Below are 15937 nucleotides of genomic sequence, written 5' to 3' on the forward strand. Positions count from 1 at the left end.
GCGGTGCCCGGCTGGTCGCGGGGCCGCCCGGTGTCGGGGGTAACCGTTAGAGTTGGGCCTCGTGTTGTCAGTAGTGCCGAGCCCCGTCACCGTGCGCGCGCCCTCGAAGGTGAACCTGCACCTCGGAGTCGGTGACCTGCGCGCGGATGGCTACCACGATCTGACCACGGTGTTCCAAGCGCTGTCGCTCAGTGATGATCTGCATCTCTCGCCCGCTGTCGCGCTCTCGGTGAAGGTGAGCGGCGAGGGCGCCGCCGACGTGCCGACCGACCGCACCAATCTGGTGTGGAAGGCGGCGGTCCGGCTGGCGCACCTCGCCGGGCGGGCGCCGCTGGTGGAAATCGCCATCGCCAAAGGGATTCCGGTGGCCGGCGGCATGGCCGGGGGTAGCGCCGACGGCGCCGCCGCCCTGGTCGGCCTGAACGAGCTGTGGGATATCGGGCTCAGCCGCGACGAATTGTTCACCATCGCAGCCGAATTGGGCAGTGACGTACCCTTCGCGCTGCACGGCGGCACCGCCATCGGCACCGGTCGCGGCGAGCGACTGCTTCCGGTGTTGTCCCGCAACACATTTCACTGGGTCCTGGCCTTCGCGAAAGGCGGCCTGTCCACCCCCGCGGTCTTCGCCGAACTCGACCGGCTGCGCGAGATCGGTACCCCGCCCCGCCTCGGCCCGCCCGAACAGCTGATGCAGGCGCTGGCCTCCGGCGCCCCGGAACAGCTCGCGCCGCTGCTCGGCAACGATCTCCAGGCCGCCGCGGTCTCGCTGAAACCCGAACTCCGCCGCACCCTCCGGGCGGGCGTGGCGGCCGGCGCCCTGGCGGGCCTGGTCTCGGGCTCCGGGCCCACCTGTGCCTTCCTGTGCGAGAGTGAATCGGCCGCCGTCGCCGTGGCCGCCGAACTGGCCGGCGCCGGTGTAGCGCGCAGTGTCCGTACCGCGAGCGGGCCGGTCCCCGGCGCCCGTGTCCTGCCGCCGGACACGCACGTCAAACACTGAATCCCCTGCCGCCCATTTCCCGAGGTCGGCCCTGTGATGGGATTGGACGACCGATTTCCCGGCCCCTGAATACGCGGAGAGGCGGACGAGCTAGATGTCCAACCTGATCAATCTGGAGCAGGTCTCCAAGAGTTTCGGCATCAAGCCGCTCCTGGACAATGTCTCGCTCGGGGTGCACGCGGGGGAGCGGATCGGCGTCGTCGGCCTCAACGGCGGCGGCAAGACGACTCTGCTCGAGGTGCTCACGGGGCTGGAGGCGCCGGACAGCGGCCGGGTCAGCCGGGTCGGCGGGCTGCGCATGGCCGTGGTGACCCAGCGCGGAGTGCTGCCGCCCGGGTCGACCGTCGGTACCGTGGTGCTGGCCGGGCTCGCCGACGACGCGCTCACCGGCGCGGTCGCCGAGCACGAATGGGCCGCCAACCCGCGGATCCGCTCGGTGCTCGAGGGCATCGGCATCGAGGGCCTGGGCATGGACACCTCGGTGGACAATCTGTCCGGCGGCGAGCGCCGCCGTGTCGCGCTGGCCGCCGCGCTGGTCCGCGAGCTGGATCTACTGGTGCTCGACGAGCCGACCAACCATCTCGATGTCGAAGGCGTGCAGTGGCTGGCTCAGCATCTGCTGGAACGTCGCAGCGCACTGGTCGTGGTCACCCACGATCGCTGGTTCCTGGACACCATCGCCACCGATACCTGGGAGGTGGTGGGCGGCAAGGTCGAAAGCTACGAGGGCGGTTACGGCGACTGGATCTTCGCGCGGGCCGAACGGGCCAGGCAGGCAGACGCTTCCGAGGCGCGCAGGCAGAACCTGGCCCGCAAGGAACTGGCCTGGCTGCGCCGTGGCGCCAAGGCCCGCACCTCCAAGCCGCGCTACCGGGTGGAGGCGGCCGAGGCGCTGATCGCCGACGTGCCGCCGCCGCGCGACAGCGTGTCACTGGCCGCGTTCGCCCGTAAACGCCTGGGGCGCGTGGTGATCGAGCTGGAAGACACCACCCTTACCACCCCGGACGGCCGGGAACTGGTGCGCGATCTGACCTGGCGGCTCGCGCCGGGCGAACGGGTCGGCCTGGTCGGGGTCAACGGGTCCGGTAAGACCACGCTGCTGCGCGCGCTGGCGGGCGAGGCGGAACCGGCCACCGGCAAGCGGATCCAAGGTCAGACGGTCCAGATCGGCTGGCTGCGCCAGGAACTCGACGACTTGCCCACGGATATGCGTGTGCTGGAGGCGGTGCAGCAGGTGGCGCAGCGAATCATGCTGGGCGACAAGGAGATATCGGCCGGACAGCTGGCCGAGCGGCTCGGCTTCACCCCGGCGCGACAGCGCACACCGGTCGGCGATCTCTCCGGTGGCGAACGTCGCCGCCTCCAGCTGACCCGCATCCTGATGGCCGAACCGAACGTGCTGTTGCTGGATGAGCCCACCAACGACCTCGATATCGACACCTTGCAGCAGCTCGAGGACCTGCTCGACAACTGGGCGGGCACGCTGGTCGTGATCAGCCACGACCGCTACCTGATCGAGCGCATCGCCGACTCCACATGGGCGCTGTTCGGCGATGGAAAACTCACCAACCTGCCCGGCGGGATCGACGAATACCTCCGTAGGCGCGCCGCCGCGGGTTCGCCCGCTCCGGTCCGCGCGGCAGCGGAAGCCGCTGCCCCGGTGACGGATTCGGCCGCCTACCGGGCCGCGCGCAAGGAGCTCGCGAAACTGGAACGCACCATCGACAAGCTGGCGGAGCGCGAGGCGAAACTGCACGCCGCACTCGCCGACGCCGCCACCGACCCGGACAAACTCATGTCGCTGGGCGCGGAGTTGAAGCAGGTGCTGGCGGAAAAGGAAGCGGCGGAGGAACGTTGGATGGAGCTGGCCGAGGACGCCTGACCGAGGGCCGATGCGCACCGCCGGTTGATTCGGTGCGAGCGTGTGCCGCCGTCAGATGTGGGCGGGTGGTCGCTCGAGCGCTACGTCGTCGACCTGGGTCGCGGTGGTCTGGGAGCGGCGGCCCGCAGGTCCATCAGGTGGGGAGCAGGCCGTGCTCCATCGCGAAAACCGCTGCGCCCGCGCGGGTTCGGCGGCCGGTCTTGTCGTAGATGTGGGCCAGGTGGTGGCCCACAGTGCGTTCGGAGACCACGAGTTCCGCGGCGATCTCGCGGTTCGACAGGCCGCGGGCGGCGAGACGGAGCACGTCGACTTCGCGTTCGGTGAGGCCGCAGGGCAGTTCGGTGCGGGGTTTGCGCAGGCCCGCGGCTTCGATGACGGCAGCGCAGGCGGCGGTGTCCAGAGCGCCGGCGGTGGCCTCGGACATGAGGATGGCCGCCGCCGCGTCGCCGGCGTGGGCCGGACGGTGCGGCCGCGGTTCGGTCAGAGCGGCGAAAACATCCGCGGCGGCCAGGATTCGGGCCGGACGCGGCAGGTCGTGACCGCGCACGCCCCGGTGGTACCCGCTGCCGTCGAGACGTTCGTGGTGACCGGCGGCGAGGTCGGCGAGATCGGTGAGGCCGGGGCAGCGGCGCAGCACGCGGTCGGTCCAATAGGTGTGCAGGCGAACGCGTTCCCAGTCGCCGGGGCCGAGTGGTCCGGGGCGGTCCCAGATGGCGCTGGAGACGGCGGCGCGACCCAGGTCGTGCAGCAGCGCGGCGGCGCGCAGGTTTTCGAGTTCTACGCCGGTGGAACCGCTGAGTTCGGCTGCCCCGCAGGCGAGATCGGCGACATGGCCCGAATGTCCCAGGAGCCAGCGGCCTTTCAAATCGACCACGACGGCCAACGCCAGGCAGAGCCGCAACCGCTCGGCGGGCCGGATGTACACCGGCACGCCGGGTTCCGCGCGCAATACGGCGCTGAGCGCGTCCGGCACGTCCAGGCAGTCCCAGAGCGCGTCCGCGGAGAACGCGGCCACGAGATCCGGGTCCAGGTGCCCGCCCGCGCGCCGTTTCAGCTCGGCTTCCGCGCCGCGGCGGCCCTGTCCGGCCGCTGCCAAGACGGCTTGCTCGGCCAGATGCACGATGCGACCGGTCAGGGAGATCTCCTCGCCCCGTAGCTGTTCGGGTGAGCCCCGCCCGTCCCACCGCTCCTTGACCTCGGTCAAGGCGAGCACGGCCGCATCGGGTAGCCCGAGCCGCGGCCCGAGCGCCCGGCTGACCTCGCACACCGAGCGCACCGCCGCCGCCGCGTTCGCGGGCGTCACCGCCGCGTAGCGGTCCCGCACCTGCGGTTGCCGCTCCGGTGTCCAGGAGCCGAAGCGCGTCAGCTGGGCCGCGAACATCGGCGCGTCCCCGGGATCCAATACGTGATAGGCCCGCTGGAAGGCGATGTCGTCGGCGAAGGCGGCAGCGTTCTCCGAGGCCCGGCTGGTGCAGCCGATCGCCCCGAGCAGCGCGGCCTGGAACACGACCTGCCGGTCGGCCGCCCCCAGCCCGACCCGTTCGGCCAGCGTGGTCGCCACCAGGCAGGTCGCCAGCCCCTTCTCGAACGGCGCCCCGGTAGCCAGATCCGTGGTCAGCGACAGTGCGGCCAGGACCTCGGTCACCCGAATAGCGGGCGCTGGACCAGTCACCCTCCCACGGTATCGCGCTCTGGATGATCCTGAATCGCAATGGAATTCCTGCGCCTGAGCAGTCTGCCGAGGGGTCAGCGAACCTGTAGTTCCGACAGGGTTCGCCGGGCGATCGGGACGTGCAGTGGTGAGAAATACGGGTTGATCCCGAGCGCGTCGGCGAGGGCGGTGATGGCCTCGTCGGGGCGGCCGAGAGCGGCGAGGATCATGCCGCGGCGGTAGGCGAGGGTGGCGTTGCGCCAGCCGAGGGTCGCGGCGCGGTCGGCGTAGGTCAGTGCCTCGGTGTGCCGGCCCGCCTTGTGCAAGGCCCAGGCCAGCACGTCGGCGGTGAGAACGCTTTGGCGGCGACTGTATTCGAGTTCGGCCAGGCGGACCGCCTCGGCGGGGTCGCCGTGGTCGGCAGCGAGCAGGGCGGCGTCCAGGTATTCGGTGGCGCCTTGCGCCTCGAGCCGGGCGATTCGCTCCGAAACCGCCTGGTACATCGCCGCTGCCGCTTCTGCCCGGCCCACCGTCTGGAGTAGTTCGCCGAATTCGATCAGATACTCCGGCGACGGCGTGCGCGTGGTCAGTTCCGTGTACCGCGCGATCGCCTGGTCGATATCGCCGCGTGCGGCCGCCACCTTGGCCATGCCCTGTTGCAGCGCGGCATGCGTGGGCGCGGCTGATAGCCCAGCGCGGTACTGGGTTTCGGCTTCGTCCAGCTGTCCGGAGTGGAATGCCAGCTCGCCCAGGTGGTAGCGGCAGAATGCCGATTGATCGGCGGTGGCGGCTGCTGCCAAGGCCAGGTCGAGCGCCTGCCGTGCGGCATCGACCTGTCCATGGAGTTCGAAGTCGTAGGCAGCACGGGTGAAAGACGCGACGCCGGGCCGCAATTCGAGCATTCGCTGGATCGCCGCAGTAGCCGCGTCGGCCACGCCCAACTGGGTCTGCGCATCGGCCAGCACACCGTAGGTGGCGGCGTCGTCGGGCCGCAGAGCCAGCGACTGCTCGGCGTAGCGTCGGGCAGCGGCGAAGTTGTGCAGCGCATTGGACAGCACACCGAACCCGGTCAGTGCCTCGGCATTGTCGGTGGGGCGCAACTGGATCGAGCGGTCCAGTGCCCGTTGGGCCTGCCCGTAGTGCGTCGGATCGGCGGTGATGCGGGCCAGCTCGACATAGGCGGTGCCGAGCTCGGCCCACCCGATAGCGTTGTCGGGCAGCCGATTCAAGCGTTCGCGCCGGCGATCGATCTCGGCTGCGAGCGGATCCTGGATCGCCGCGACGGCGACCGGGTCGGTGTCGAGCGGGCGGGTGAGCGCGAAACCGGCCACGGCAGCGGAGCCGATCAGCGCGATCGCGAGCAACAGGACAAGCGGAGGTTTGCGGAGTCGTGGTCCGGACATGGAGCGTCCTCGAATTGTGCTGGAGTCGAATGAAGCAGCGGTGGCGGCAACGACACTGTTCCCGCCACCACGTGTCACGCGGACGGTTCGATCGAACCGGCCCGCCGGCGGCGCATGAGCAACCAGCCGCCGCCACCGGCGACGAGCAGCACACCTGCCGCGGCACCGCCCGCGGCCACGGGCATCCAGCCGGAGCCCTGCGAATCATTCTGCGCCGCAGGCGCTACGAGTCCGGGCAGCGCGGAGTTGGATGCCTTCCCGCGCGGCGCGGGCAACGCGACGTACGGGAACGCATCGGAGAACGTCGCATCATTGGCGTCGACCTTGTCCCCGGTGCTCAGCGCCGCGACCAGCTGCCCGGTCTGCGCCGCGCCCGCGACGGCCTGGATCGAGATGTCGACCACGTCGTCGGCCAGCCGCCGCCCGTTCGGGAAGCCCTGGAGATCCCCGGCGAGCACACCGAGCCGGTCGGGTTTCGCCGTCACCGGCACGGACATATTGAGCCGCAGCATCTCCGAGGGCCGGAAGCTCGACGGGTGCACGTCGGCATTGAGGATCTGCGAGTTCAGATCGGCCTGGATCGGCGGTGCGCTGTTGTCCAGGGTGGGCGCACGTTTCGCGATGCCGGTCAGATAGATCTCCACCAGGTCGTTGCGCGGTGTCGCGGGGGCGGGTACCTGGTAGATCGCCTGCAACAGCCGGGCGAGCTCGGGATCGGTAACTCGTTGCACCACAGCCGGAATCCCGGCATCGGCGCTGGGCGAGAGGCTGTTGAACGCGTCCTTGAGTCCGCTCGGCACCACCACTTCGTTCACCAGTGGGTTTCCCAGCCGCGAGACCTGCACGAAATCACCCATGGGCGTGGCGGTTCCAGGACGCAGCTGCAAGGTTCGCCGTTCGGTGTCGCTCCAGACACCGATCACCGGGTTGCGTCCCGGATCGCCCTTCAGCGCGAGATCCTTCCGAGGTACTTGCAGCACAACGGTATTCACGTTGGTACCGGCGAGCGTATCGGTGCCGACCTCGGACAGATCGCCGCCGTAGAGCAGGTCGAAGACCCGCAGGTCCAGGAAGAACGGGTCTTCCGCGGCCCCGATGTACACCGCACCGCCGCCGGGCAGCGTCTTGGTCGCCTCCTTGCGCAGGACACCGTAGTCGGGCATGGAGGCCGGGCCGGTGTACGAAGGCGCCGCCACGCCGCTGGCGATCGGCCGCCAGTCGTCGGCGCCGTGACTCACCGAGAGTGTGTAATTCTGCCGGTACAGCAGGTTTTCGTCGTTCAGGCCGGTTACCGGCCCGTCGTTGTAGAGAAAGGTGCGGTTGCCGCGCCGGTCGTCGGTGGTGAAGGTGACGCGATAGCTGATATCCGGTTTCCCGTTGCCGTCGTTGTCGATATTGATGTCGTGGTTGGCGTCGGTGGCCCACGGATAGAAGTTGGGTCCGCCGTCGGGCACCTGTAGGCCGAACCAGTTGGCGACGATGGTGACGGTATCGGGCTGGTCCGGGCTGACGAAGGCGTAGACGTCGGTATTGTCGGCGGCCGGGTCGGCGGCGATCAGCGGGGCTTCCCGGTGACTGGAGGCCGCGGCGGTCGACGCGACGAGTCCACCGGTACCGCAGAGCACGGCGACACCGGCGGCTACGACGGCGAGACCGAGCCGACGGCCACGCTGGGGTGATCGGGGCATGAGAGTTCCTCGGGGCAAAGGCGATAGGGCGACTGGCGACAGCCAGTGCAGCCATGGTGCGGCCCGGGCCGGCCCCCGCACATCGGTCGATCGACCTATCCCCGGAAACCTCTAGTCGGCGCCGCTGGCCCGATCCCCGTCGAGGACGATCGGCAGGCAGGTGCGGATGAAATCCGCGCCGAAGTCGGTGAGCGCGATACTGCGGTAGCCGACCTTGGTGCCGAATCCCGACCGCTTCAGCACATTTCGCGCCGCAGGCTCGGCTTCGAGAATCTGGTATCGGTTCGGATTGCCGACGGGTTCCGACGAGAACTCGATCAGGCCGAGCCGGGCCAGGTTGGGCAGATACTGCTGGGTGCGGTTCGGAAAGCGCAGGCCCGCGTGCTCACCGATCAGGTTGAGCCGGACCCGCCGCTCCGTGCCCAGCGCCCGCGGCCGCCCGACTCGGATGTCGATGGCGGGCTGCGGTCCGTCGGTGTGCAGGAAGCGCAGGATGCGGGCCTCGTCGGGGGTCAGGTCGGCGAGCATCCGGGCGAACGCGGGATGGATCTCCGGCTGCTCGGCCTGCGGACTCGCCGACAGCCGCAGCAGCGCGGCGCCCTGTTCCCGCAGCGCGGGCACCTCGGTGTCGGCCGCGGTGCCGGAGATGCCGAGCGCGCGCCGCACCGCGCCCTTGAATTCGGATTCGGCCTCGGCCAGCACCTCGGCGGGTGCGGCGCCGGCCATGCTGCCGCGCACCACGGTCTTGCCGACCTCGGCCGCGGTGCCCACGCCCCAGGCGGTGACCTTGGACGCGGCCGTGAGGGCGACGCGTGCTACATCGACTCCGGCCCGGACGGTCTTGCGGGCCGAAGGACGAGCGCGCGCGGACGATTCCGGAACCGGCAGGGGAGTGACGGGCCGACGGGCGAGTTCCCCCGAGGGGGCCGAAGGATCGTCGCCGCCATCGGATTCCGTCACAGCCATGTCGTCGCTACTCCTGTTCCGAAGATCAGGATATGAGCGTATCCGGCGAACAGGCCCAGCGCTCCGCCATGCAGAAAAAGGAGCCATTCGTCCTGCTTGATGGCCGAGCGGAGCATGTCGACGAAGTCCGGCGGCGAAAGCTGCGACATCTGCTTGGCGATGTAGTCGTTGATCTGGCGACCCTGGCGCACATTGAAGTCGGGGTCGGCGAAGGCGATCGGCGCGATGGCCTTGGCCTCGTTGGTGATCGTGTCCTGTAGCGAATCGTATTCGCGGCTGCCGAGCATGAACTTGACGGCGGGCCGGGCCGGGCCGAGCGCGCGGTCGGCGGCCGGGCGCAGGGTGTCCTCGAGCATCTGCATGGTGCGGTCCGAGCGCGGGCCGTTGAGCAGCTCGTCACCGATATTGGCGACCGTCATCACCTGGCTGGAAACCAATTCGGCGTAGCCGTCGGTGATTTCGGACTGCCGTTTGATCAGCAGACCTTGGCGCCACGGGCACCACCATTTCGGGTAGGCGGGCGCGAAGATCATGTTCAGGCCGACCCAGTTGACCACCCAGCCGATGATCACGCCGCCGATCGGCAGTACCACCAGCGTGGACCAACCGGTCAGATGCAGCACCGCGACCAGTATCAGACCCATCGGCGCGCCGAAGTAGAAGCCGAAATTCTGCATGAACCGCAGTTCTTTCGCGCCCAGCACCTGGAACAGCGTATTGAGCAGGTGCGGTCGCGCCTGGAAGTAGCGGATCACCATTTGCTTCACGTCGAGCAACTGGTCGATATTCGCGCCGAGTTCTTCGGTGAGTTCGCGCAGAATATCGGGGAGTTGCTGGCGTACCCGGGCATGCACCATCTCGCGCACCTGGGACGGCAGGTTGTACCAGAGCTGCGGGTGTTCGCGGCGCAGGATTTCCTCGACGATGTCCTGGATCTGCGTCTCGGCGATCGCGGTCAGATGCTCGGCGAGTTTGTCGGGCTCGATCTCGCGATAGAAATCGGCGACGCTGCCGAGTTTGGCCAGCCCTTTGTCCACCGCGATGCTGGCCATTTTGTCCGCGCGGGAGGGCACGATGCCCTGCCAGCCGATGCGGCCGTCGTAGCTGAGCAGCGGCAATACCTGAATTCGCTTGGGCAGGTAGGGAAATACCGCGCGCAGGCCGGGCAGGCGGAAGCCGTGAAAGCCGATCGGCTTGAACAGCATGAGTATGCCGGTCCAGTTGGTGATGTAGCCGATGACGCCGGTGAAAAGCGGGATGGTCAGAAGTTCCAGGAGAAGTGTCGGACGCACCCCGAAAACGCTCTCTAACACGACACCCTCCTGCCGACACACCGGTGACCGCCGCCTCACCGGCATCTCAAGTTAGCACCACACCTGCTCGATCGTGGACCCAGCCACCAGCGCCGTACCAGACAGCCGGAGACCTCAGTCACAATCATCGCTTGGAATGTCGCGCCGGACGGGTGCGACGGCGAGAATGATCGCGACCACATTTCGGTGGCGGGTCGACCGGATGTGACCCGCGCGGCGGCCGGTTCGGCGTACCAGGGGCCGCGACGAGCAATAATCTGTGGGCAGATTCATCCATCGGTGCGGCACAACATTCGGAGCAGACGTGGCAGACGACAGGACCCCGACCGGCGGTCCCCGGGGCGACGCCCCGCAGATCGGGGGGCGCGGCGGCCCGCGCGACGCCGGCCGGGAAATCACCCGACCCGGCCCCCGCTCCGTGGAGCGCAGCTCGGATGTCGAACAGCGGCAGATCAGTAACGAGGCCAGACTGATCCGCGGTGTGTTCCGGGCCGCCGGACTGGCCGCCGGTACCGCGGTGCGCGGCAGCCAATGGGCGGTCAGCACCTCCTACGAGGTGACCAAGGAGATCGCGCAGGCCGCGCTCGACGGTGAGTCCTCCGCCGAGATCGCCGAACGCACCGGCAACGCCCTGCGCTCGATCGCCCGCAGCGCGCTCGGTGTCACCGAGGGGTCGGTCCGCGAAATCGTCAGCTATGTGCCGACTCCCGGCAACAACAACGGGCCGAGCCAGCAGGCGCTGGCCATCGGCTCGCAACTACGTTCGGCCAGCACCGAGGAGCTACGCCGCCGCGGCGATGCGCTGCTGGCCCGTTCGGCCGATGTCTACTTCACCGAGGACGTGCACCCCGCCTACGACCGCATCCTCGATCAGCTGGCGCCCGACGAGGCCCGCATCCTGCGCTTCATGGCGCTCAACGGCCCGCAGCCGGCCGTGGATGTGCGCACCAACCGCCCGCTGGGGATCGGCTCGGAGCTGGTGCGCGGTGATCTCACCTCGGTGCCGGATCAGTCGGGTGTGCGGTACCCGGATCGGTCGCGCTCCTATCTGATCAACCTGAATCGTCTCGGCCTGACCTTCACCTCCGACGACCCGGTGGTGTTGAGCCGCTACATGGTGCTGGAAGTGCAGCCGGTGGTGGAGGCGGCGCTCAAGCAGGCCGGCCGGGCGCCCAAGATCGTGCGCAAGAGTCTGCGGCTGACCGAGTTCGGCGAGGATTTCTGCCGCACCTGCTTCACGATCGGCCAGTAGGCTGCCAGATTGATAGCTAGATGATACAAATCTCCTGAAGCATCGCGGCTTCGGATGGGATTGTTGAAGTATGGGATCGGCCGAGCAGCACCTAGGTAACCGGGGGACCGACGATGTCTCGGCCATCGCACGGCTAAAATACCGATATCTGCGCACGCTCGACACGAAATCCTGGGACGAGTTCGCCGACACCATGATTCCCGAGGCGACCGCCACCTACAGCGAATACCTCCAGTTCGAGTCGCGCGACGCGTTTCTCGCGTTCATGCGCAACACTCTCGGCCCGCACGTCATCACCGAACATCGCTGCGACCATCCGGAGATCGATATCGACGGCGATACCGCCACCGGCTCTTGGTATCTCGCCGACACCGTGCTGATTCCCGAGCACAATATGCTGTTGCGCGGCGCGGCGTTCTACAGCGACCGCTACGTGCGGTGCGACGACGGCCGGTGGCGGATCGCGCACACCGGCTATCAGCGGACCTACGAGGTCGTGCTCTCGCTCAGCGACTTGCCCAGTCTGCGTTTGACTTCCAGCCGCTGGGGGCTGATCGCCCGGGAGGACGGCATTGCCGCCGTGGAAACCGAACCCGGGCCGCCCCAGCCCTAATCCGCCGTCGCCACCAGCGGTTCGAGTGTCATGCCCGGCATTTCCTTCTCGATGTACTGCAAACGCCACTTGTCGCTGAACAGCGCGAGCAGCACCCCGTCGCTGCGGGTGAACACCTCGACGCCGCGCTGGCGGCCCAGCTCGTCGGCCGATGCGGCGTCGGTACGCCGGGCGATCGTGTACGGCAGGAAGTCCAGATGCGTCTCGACGTTGTATTCGCCCTGCATGCGGGCGGTGACCACCTCGAACTGCATGGGGCCGACCGCCGCGAGCACCGGCGAGGCGTCGCCGCGCGCCTCATTGCGCAGCACCTGCACCACGCCCTCGGAGTCGAGCTGGTCGATGGCCTTGCGGAACTGCTTGTACTTACCCGCGGACTGCGCGCGCAGCACCGCGAAATGTTCCGGCGCGAACGACGGGATCGGCGGGAACTCCACCTTCCGGTCCACGAACAGCGTGTGACCCGGCGCCAGCGCGGTGGCGTTGACCAGGCCGACCACGTCACCCGGGTAGGCGGTGTCGACGGTGGTGCGGTCGCGGCCGAACACAGTCAGCGCGTATTTGGTCGCGAACGGGCGGCCGGTCTGCGCGTGCGTGACCACCATGCCGCGTTCGAATTCGCCCGACACGATCCGCATGAACGCCAGCCGGTCCCGGTGCGCGGTGTCCATTCCGGCCTGCACCTTGAAGATGACCGCGCTGAACGGATCGGTGGTGGTGCGCTCGCCGCCGGACACATCGGCGCGGGAACCGGGGGCGGGCGCCAGCGCGACCAGCGTCTCCAGCAGTTGGCGCACACCGAAATTCAGCATGGCGGAGGCGTAGATCACCGGGGAGGTCTGTCCGGCCAGGAACATCTCCTGGTCGTGATCCTGACCGGTGGCCGAGAGCAGTTCGCTCTCCTCGGCGGCCGTGGTCCAGGCCTCGCCCTCGCGGGCCTGCGCCTCGTCGGGGGTCAGCGATTCCTCCGGGGCGATGGTCGCGCCGCCCGCGGTCCGGGTGAAATGGATGTACTCCTGGGCCGCGCCCTCGGGGCCACGGCGCAGCAGGCCGCGGAAATCACCCGCGATGCCGACCGGCAGGAACAGCGGCGTGGGGGTGAGCCCGATCCGCTCGCTGATCTCGTCGAGCAGTTCCAGCGGCGCCTGACCCGGACGGTCCCACTTGTTGATGACGGTGATCACGGGGATGCCGCGATGGCGGCACACCTGGAACAACTTCAGGGTCTGCGGCTCCAGGCCCTTTGCGGCGTCGATCAGCATGACCGCGGCGTCGACGGCGGTGAGCACGCGATAGGTGTCCTCGGAGAAATCCGAGTGCCCCGGCGTGTCGACCAGGTTGATCACATTGTCGATATCCGACCCGGCGGCACGGTAGTTGAACTGCAACGCCGTGGAGCTGACCGAGATACCACGGGCCTTCTCCATCTCCATCCAGTCCGAGACCGTCGACTTACGACCGGCCTTGCCGTGGATGGCGCCCGCCTCGGAGATCATCCGGGCGTGCAGTGCCAGCGCCTCGGTGAGCGTGGACTTGCCCGCGTCCGGGTGCGAGATCACCGCGAAGGTGCGGCGCCGGGCGACCTCGGCGGGCAGCCCGCGCGGCGTGGGAGCGGCGAGTTCCTCAGGGGAGGTCACGGGACAAACCTTTCGCGCGGACGGCGGCGGACAACCGTTCCAGCTTATGCGGTCGGCGCGGCACCGCTCCGACCCGGGGTTTCCGTGCGAATGTACGGCGGGCGACCGCCCGATTAATTCCAGGCCGACACCCTGCGGTACAGTGTTCGGGTTGTCTCGGCGAGGGTGTCCGCAGACGTTACCGATGCTTGCGACACCGTGATCGACGCGGCGCGGCTCCATGGCCGTCGTCCTCGTTGTCTTTCGCCCGACGAGTAGACCACTGTCAGGGTTCGATTCCCTGGCCCACAGCTGACAGCCACCGTAGAGCCGTAGGAGTACATCCAGTCATGTCCGACGTCAACGTCCTCGAAGCCGCCGTTCGCACCGAGTTCGGCAAGGGCGCCGCCCGCCGTACCCGCCGGGCCGGCAACGTGCCCGCCGTCCTCTACGGCCACGCGACCGATCCGCAGCACCTGTCGCTGAACGCTCAGGCGTTCTCCGCCATCCTGCGTGAGCACGGCACCAACGCGGTGCTGAACCTGGTCATCGACGGCAAGAAGCAGCTGGCGCTGACCAAGTCGGTCGTGGTCCACCCGATCCGCCGCTACATCGAGCACGCCGACCTGCTGGTCATCAAGAAGGGCGAGAAGGTCACCGCCGACGTGCACGTCGCCCTGGTCGGCGACGCCGCCTCGGGCACCCTGGTCACCCAGGACGCCACCACCATCGCCATCGAGGCCGACGCGCTGAAGCTCCCCGAGTCCATCGAGGTCTCGATCGAGGGCGCCGAGGCCGGCACCCAGATCACCGCCGGCGACGTGCAGCTGCCCGCCGGTGTCACCCTGGCCGCCGATGCCGAGACTCTGATCGTCAACGTCATCGCCGCCCCGGCTGCCGAGGCCGCCGAGGGTGAGGGTGCCGAGGGCGAGGCCGAGGCCGCCGCCGAGAGCGCCGAGTAAGAATCTTCTGGTCATATATGACCGACTCCGTGCCCGCGCTCGTAGTCGGCCTGGGTAATCCCGGCCCCGAATACGAGCGCACCCGGCACAACATCGGCTTTCTGGTCGCCGACGTGCTCGCCGAGCGCGTCGGCGGCCGTTTTGCCGTGCACAAGAAATCCGGCGCGGACCTGTTGCAGGCGCGCCTGGACGGCCGCCAGGTGCTCATCGCCAAACCGCGCTCGTTCATGAATCTCTCCGGGCGCCCGGTCGCGGCGCTGGCCAAATTCTTCTCCGTACCGCCCACCGAGGTCATCGTCGTGCACGACGAGCTCGATCTGCCCTTCGGCGCGATCAAACTCAAGCGCGGCGGCGGTGAGGGTGGACACAACGGATTGCGGTCCGTCTCCAGCGCTTTGACCACCAAGGACTATCTGCGCACCCGGATCGGCATCGGCCGCCCGCCGGGTCGCCAGGACCCGGCGGACTACGTGCTCAAACAGTTCGCCACGCCCGAACGCAAAGAGGTCCCGGTGATCGTGGAGCAGGCCGCCGACGCCGTGGAACTGCTGCTGCGGGTGGGGCTGGAAACCGCACAGAATCAGCTGCACTAGAGCGACCTAGCGGCGGGTCGCCAGCACCAGGGCGAAGCGATCATCCGGGTCGGTCCAGACCTGTTCGGTGTCGAAACCCGCTGTGCCGAGCTCGGTTTCGAGGCCGGGCCGGCGGAACTTGGCCGAGATCTCGGTGCGCATCTGCTCGCCGCGGGCGAACCGCACCGTGAGATCGAGATCGCGCACCGTGACGGTCATGTCCTCGGTTGCCGCCAAACGCATTTCGATCCACTCCTGCTCGGCGTCCCAATGCGCGACATGGCTGAACTTTGCCGGATCGAAATCCGCGCCGAGCCGAGAGTTCAAGACGTGCAGCACATTTCGATTGAACTCCGCGGTGACGCCGGCGGCGTCGTCGTAGGCGGGCACCAGGATGGCCGGATCGATGACCAGGCCCGCGCCCAGCAGCAGGTGCTCACCCGGTTCCAGCACATCGTGGATATCGCGCAGGAACTCCGCCCGCTCGGCCGGGACCAGATTGCCGATGGTGCCGCCGAGGAAGGCGATCATGCGACGGCCGCCACCGGGCAGATTGTGCAGGGTGTCGGTGAAGTCGCTGACCACGCCGTGCACCGCGAGGCCGGGGAACTCCGCGGCGACCTCGGCGGCCGAGGTGCGCAGGGCGGACGCGGAGACATCCTGTGGCACATAGCTTTTCAGCGGACCACCGGCACTCAGGGCGGTCAGCAGCAGGCGGGTCTTGGCGGCGGAGCCCGCACCGAGCTCGACCAGCACCTCGGCCTGGGCGGCCCGGGCGATCTCACCGACGACCCGTTCCAGCAGGGCGCGTTCGGTGCGGGTGGGGTAGTACTCCGGGAGCTCGGTGATCCGCTCGAACAGTTCACTGCCGCGCGCGTCGTAGAACCACTTGGGCGGCAGCGTTTTCGGGGTGGCGGTCAAGCCCTCGCGGGCGTCGTGGCGCAGGGCATTGGTGAGGTCGGCATCGGATAGGTGGATCTCCAGCGTGGGTGCGGTCATGGTGAGACGCCTTTCGTGGAAGT

At 68.6% G+C, this 15937-nt stretch carries 13 protein-coding genes; 6 read left to right on the forward strand and 7 right to left on the reverse strand.

Translation table 11 applies throughout. The features are described from left to right. Window positions 1–61: 61 nt before the first annotated feature. Both ACFVMC_RS08190 and ACFVMC_RS08195 read left to right on the forward strand, forming a co-directional pair. Entirely contained in the window at window positions 62–997 is a 936-nt protein-coding gene (locus tag ACFVMC_RS08190) for a 4-(cytidine 5'-diphospho)-2-C-methyl-D-erythritol kinase (RefSeq protein WP_379208110.1), read from the forward strand. Window positions 998–1091: 94 nt separating this feature from the next. After that, window positions 1092–2879, forward strand: coding sequence for an ABC-F family ATP-binding cassette domain-containing protein (locus ACFVMC_RS08195; RefSeq protein WP_379208111.1), 1788 nt, complete (start codon window positions 1092–1094; stop codon window positions 2877–2879). A 133-nt stretch (window positions 2880–3012) separates the two neighbouring features. Here the strand turns inward: ACFVMC_RS08195 and ACFVMC_RS08200 are convergent, their stop codons facing one another. The 5 genes from ACFVMC_RS08200 to ACFVMC_RS08220 form a co-directional block, all read right to left on the reverse strand. After that, window positions 3013–4551, reverse strand: a complete 1539-nt coding sequence (locus ACFVMC_RS08200; protein WP_379208113.1) for an HD domain-containing phosphohydrolase — start codon at window positions 4549–4551, stop codon at window positions 3013–3015. A 74-nt stretch (window positions 4552–4625) separates the two neighbouring features. After that, window positions 4626–5933 carry a tetratricopeptide repeat protein gene (locus tag ACFVMC_RS08205; RefSeq protein WP_379208115.1) on the reverse strand — a complete coding sequence of 436 codons (1308 nt, stop codon included), beginning with the start codon at window positions 5931–5933 and terminating at the stop codon, window positions 4626–4628. Window positions 5934–6007: 74 nt separating this feature from the next. Continuing rightward, window positions 6008–7621: a DUF4331 domain-containing protein gene (locus tag ACFVMC_RS08210; RefSeq protein WP_379208117.1), complete on the reverse strand. Its 1614-nt coding sequence runs from the start codon at window positions 7619–7621 to the stop codon at window positions 6008–6010. A gap of 111 nt (window positions 7622–7732) precedes the next feature. Further along, window positions 7733–8587, reverse strand: coding sequence for an Abi-alpha family protein (locus ACFVMC_RS08215; protein ID WP_379208118.1), 855 nt, complete (start codon window positions 8585–8587; stop codon window positions 7733–7735). After that, window positions 8578–9900, reverse strand: coding sequence for a hypothetical protein (locus ACFVMC_RS08220; RefSeq protein WP_379208120.1), 1323 nt, complete (start codon window positions 9898–9900; stop codon window positions 8578–8580). Before ACFVMC_RS08220 ends, ACFVMC_RS08215 begins: the two co-directional genes overlap by 10 nt. Before the next feature lie 304 nt (window positions 9901–10204). On the opposite strand from ACFVMC_RS08220, the gene ACFVMC_RS08225 reads away from it, so the two are divergent. Beyond that, the gene (locus ACFVMC_RS08225; protein WP_379208122.1) at window positions 10205–11152 is read left to right on the forward strand and encodes an Abi-alpha family protein; all 948 of its coding nucleotides are present in this window, start codon (window positions 10205–10207) and stop codon (window positions 11150–11152) included. 70 nt (window positions 11153–11222) lie between these two features. Then, window positions 11223–11765, forward strand: coding sequence for a nuclear transport factor 2 family protein (locus ACFVMC_RS08230; RefSeq protein WP_379208124.1), 543 nt, complete (start codon window positions 11223–11225; stop codon window positions 11763–11765). Here the strand turns inward: ACFVMC_RS08230 and ACFVMC_RS08235 are convergent. Continuing rightward, entirely contained in the window at window positions 11762–13402 is a 1641-nt protein-coding gene (locus tag ACFVMC_RS08235) for a peptide chain release factor 3 (RefSeq protein ID WP_379208126.1), read from the reverse strand. The two genes, ACFVMC_RS08230 and ACFVMC_RS08235, sit on opposite strands and share 4 nt — an antisense overlap. Before the next feature lie 329 nt (window positions 13403–13731). Between ACFVMC_RS08235 and ACFVMC_RS08240 the strand changes: the two genes are divergently transcribed. Both ACFVMC_RS08240 and pth read left to right on the forward strand, forming a co-directional pair. Continuing rightward, window positions 13732–14343: a 50S ribosomal protein L25/general stress protein Ctc gene (locus ACFVMC_RS08240; protein WP_379208128.1), complete on the forward strand. Its 612-nt coding sequence runs from the start codon at window positions 13732–13734 to the stop codon at window positions 14341–14343. 17 nt (window positions 14344–14360) lie between these two features. Next, the gene (gene pth, locus ACFVMC_RS08245; protein ID WP_379208130.1) at window positions 14361–14936 is read left to right on the forward strand and encodes an aminoacyl-tRNA hydrolase; all 576 of its coding nucleotides are present in this window, start codon (window positions 14361–14363) and stop codon (window positions 14934–14936) included. Window positions 14937–14942: 6 nt separating this feature from the next. Here pth and egtD read toward each other — a convergent pair whose 3' ends face one another. Continuing rightward, window positions 14943–15914, reverse strand: a complete 972-nt coding sequence (egtD, locus tag ACFVMC_RS08250; protein ID WP_379208132.1) for an L-histidine N(alpha)-methyltransferase — start codon at window positions 15912–15914, stop codon at window positions 14943–14945. Window positions 15915–15937: the final 23 nt, after the last annotated feature.

Source organism: Nocardia sp. NPDC127579 (assembly GCF_042672005.1).
Classification (GTDB): Bacteria; Actinomycetota; Actinomycetes; order Mycobacteriales; family Mycobacteriaceae; genus Nocardia.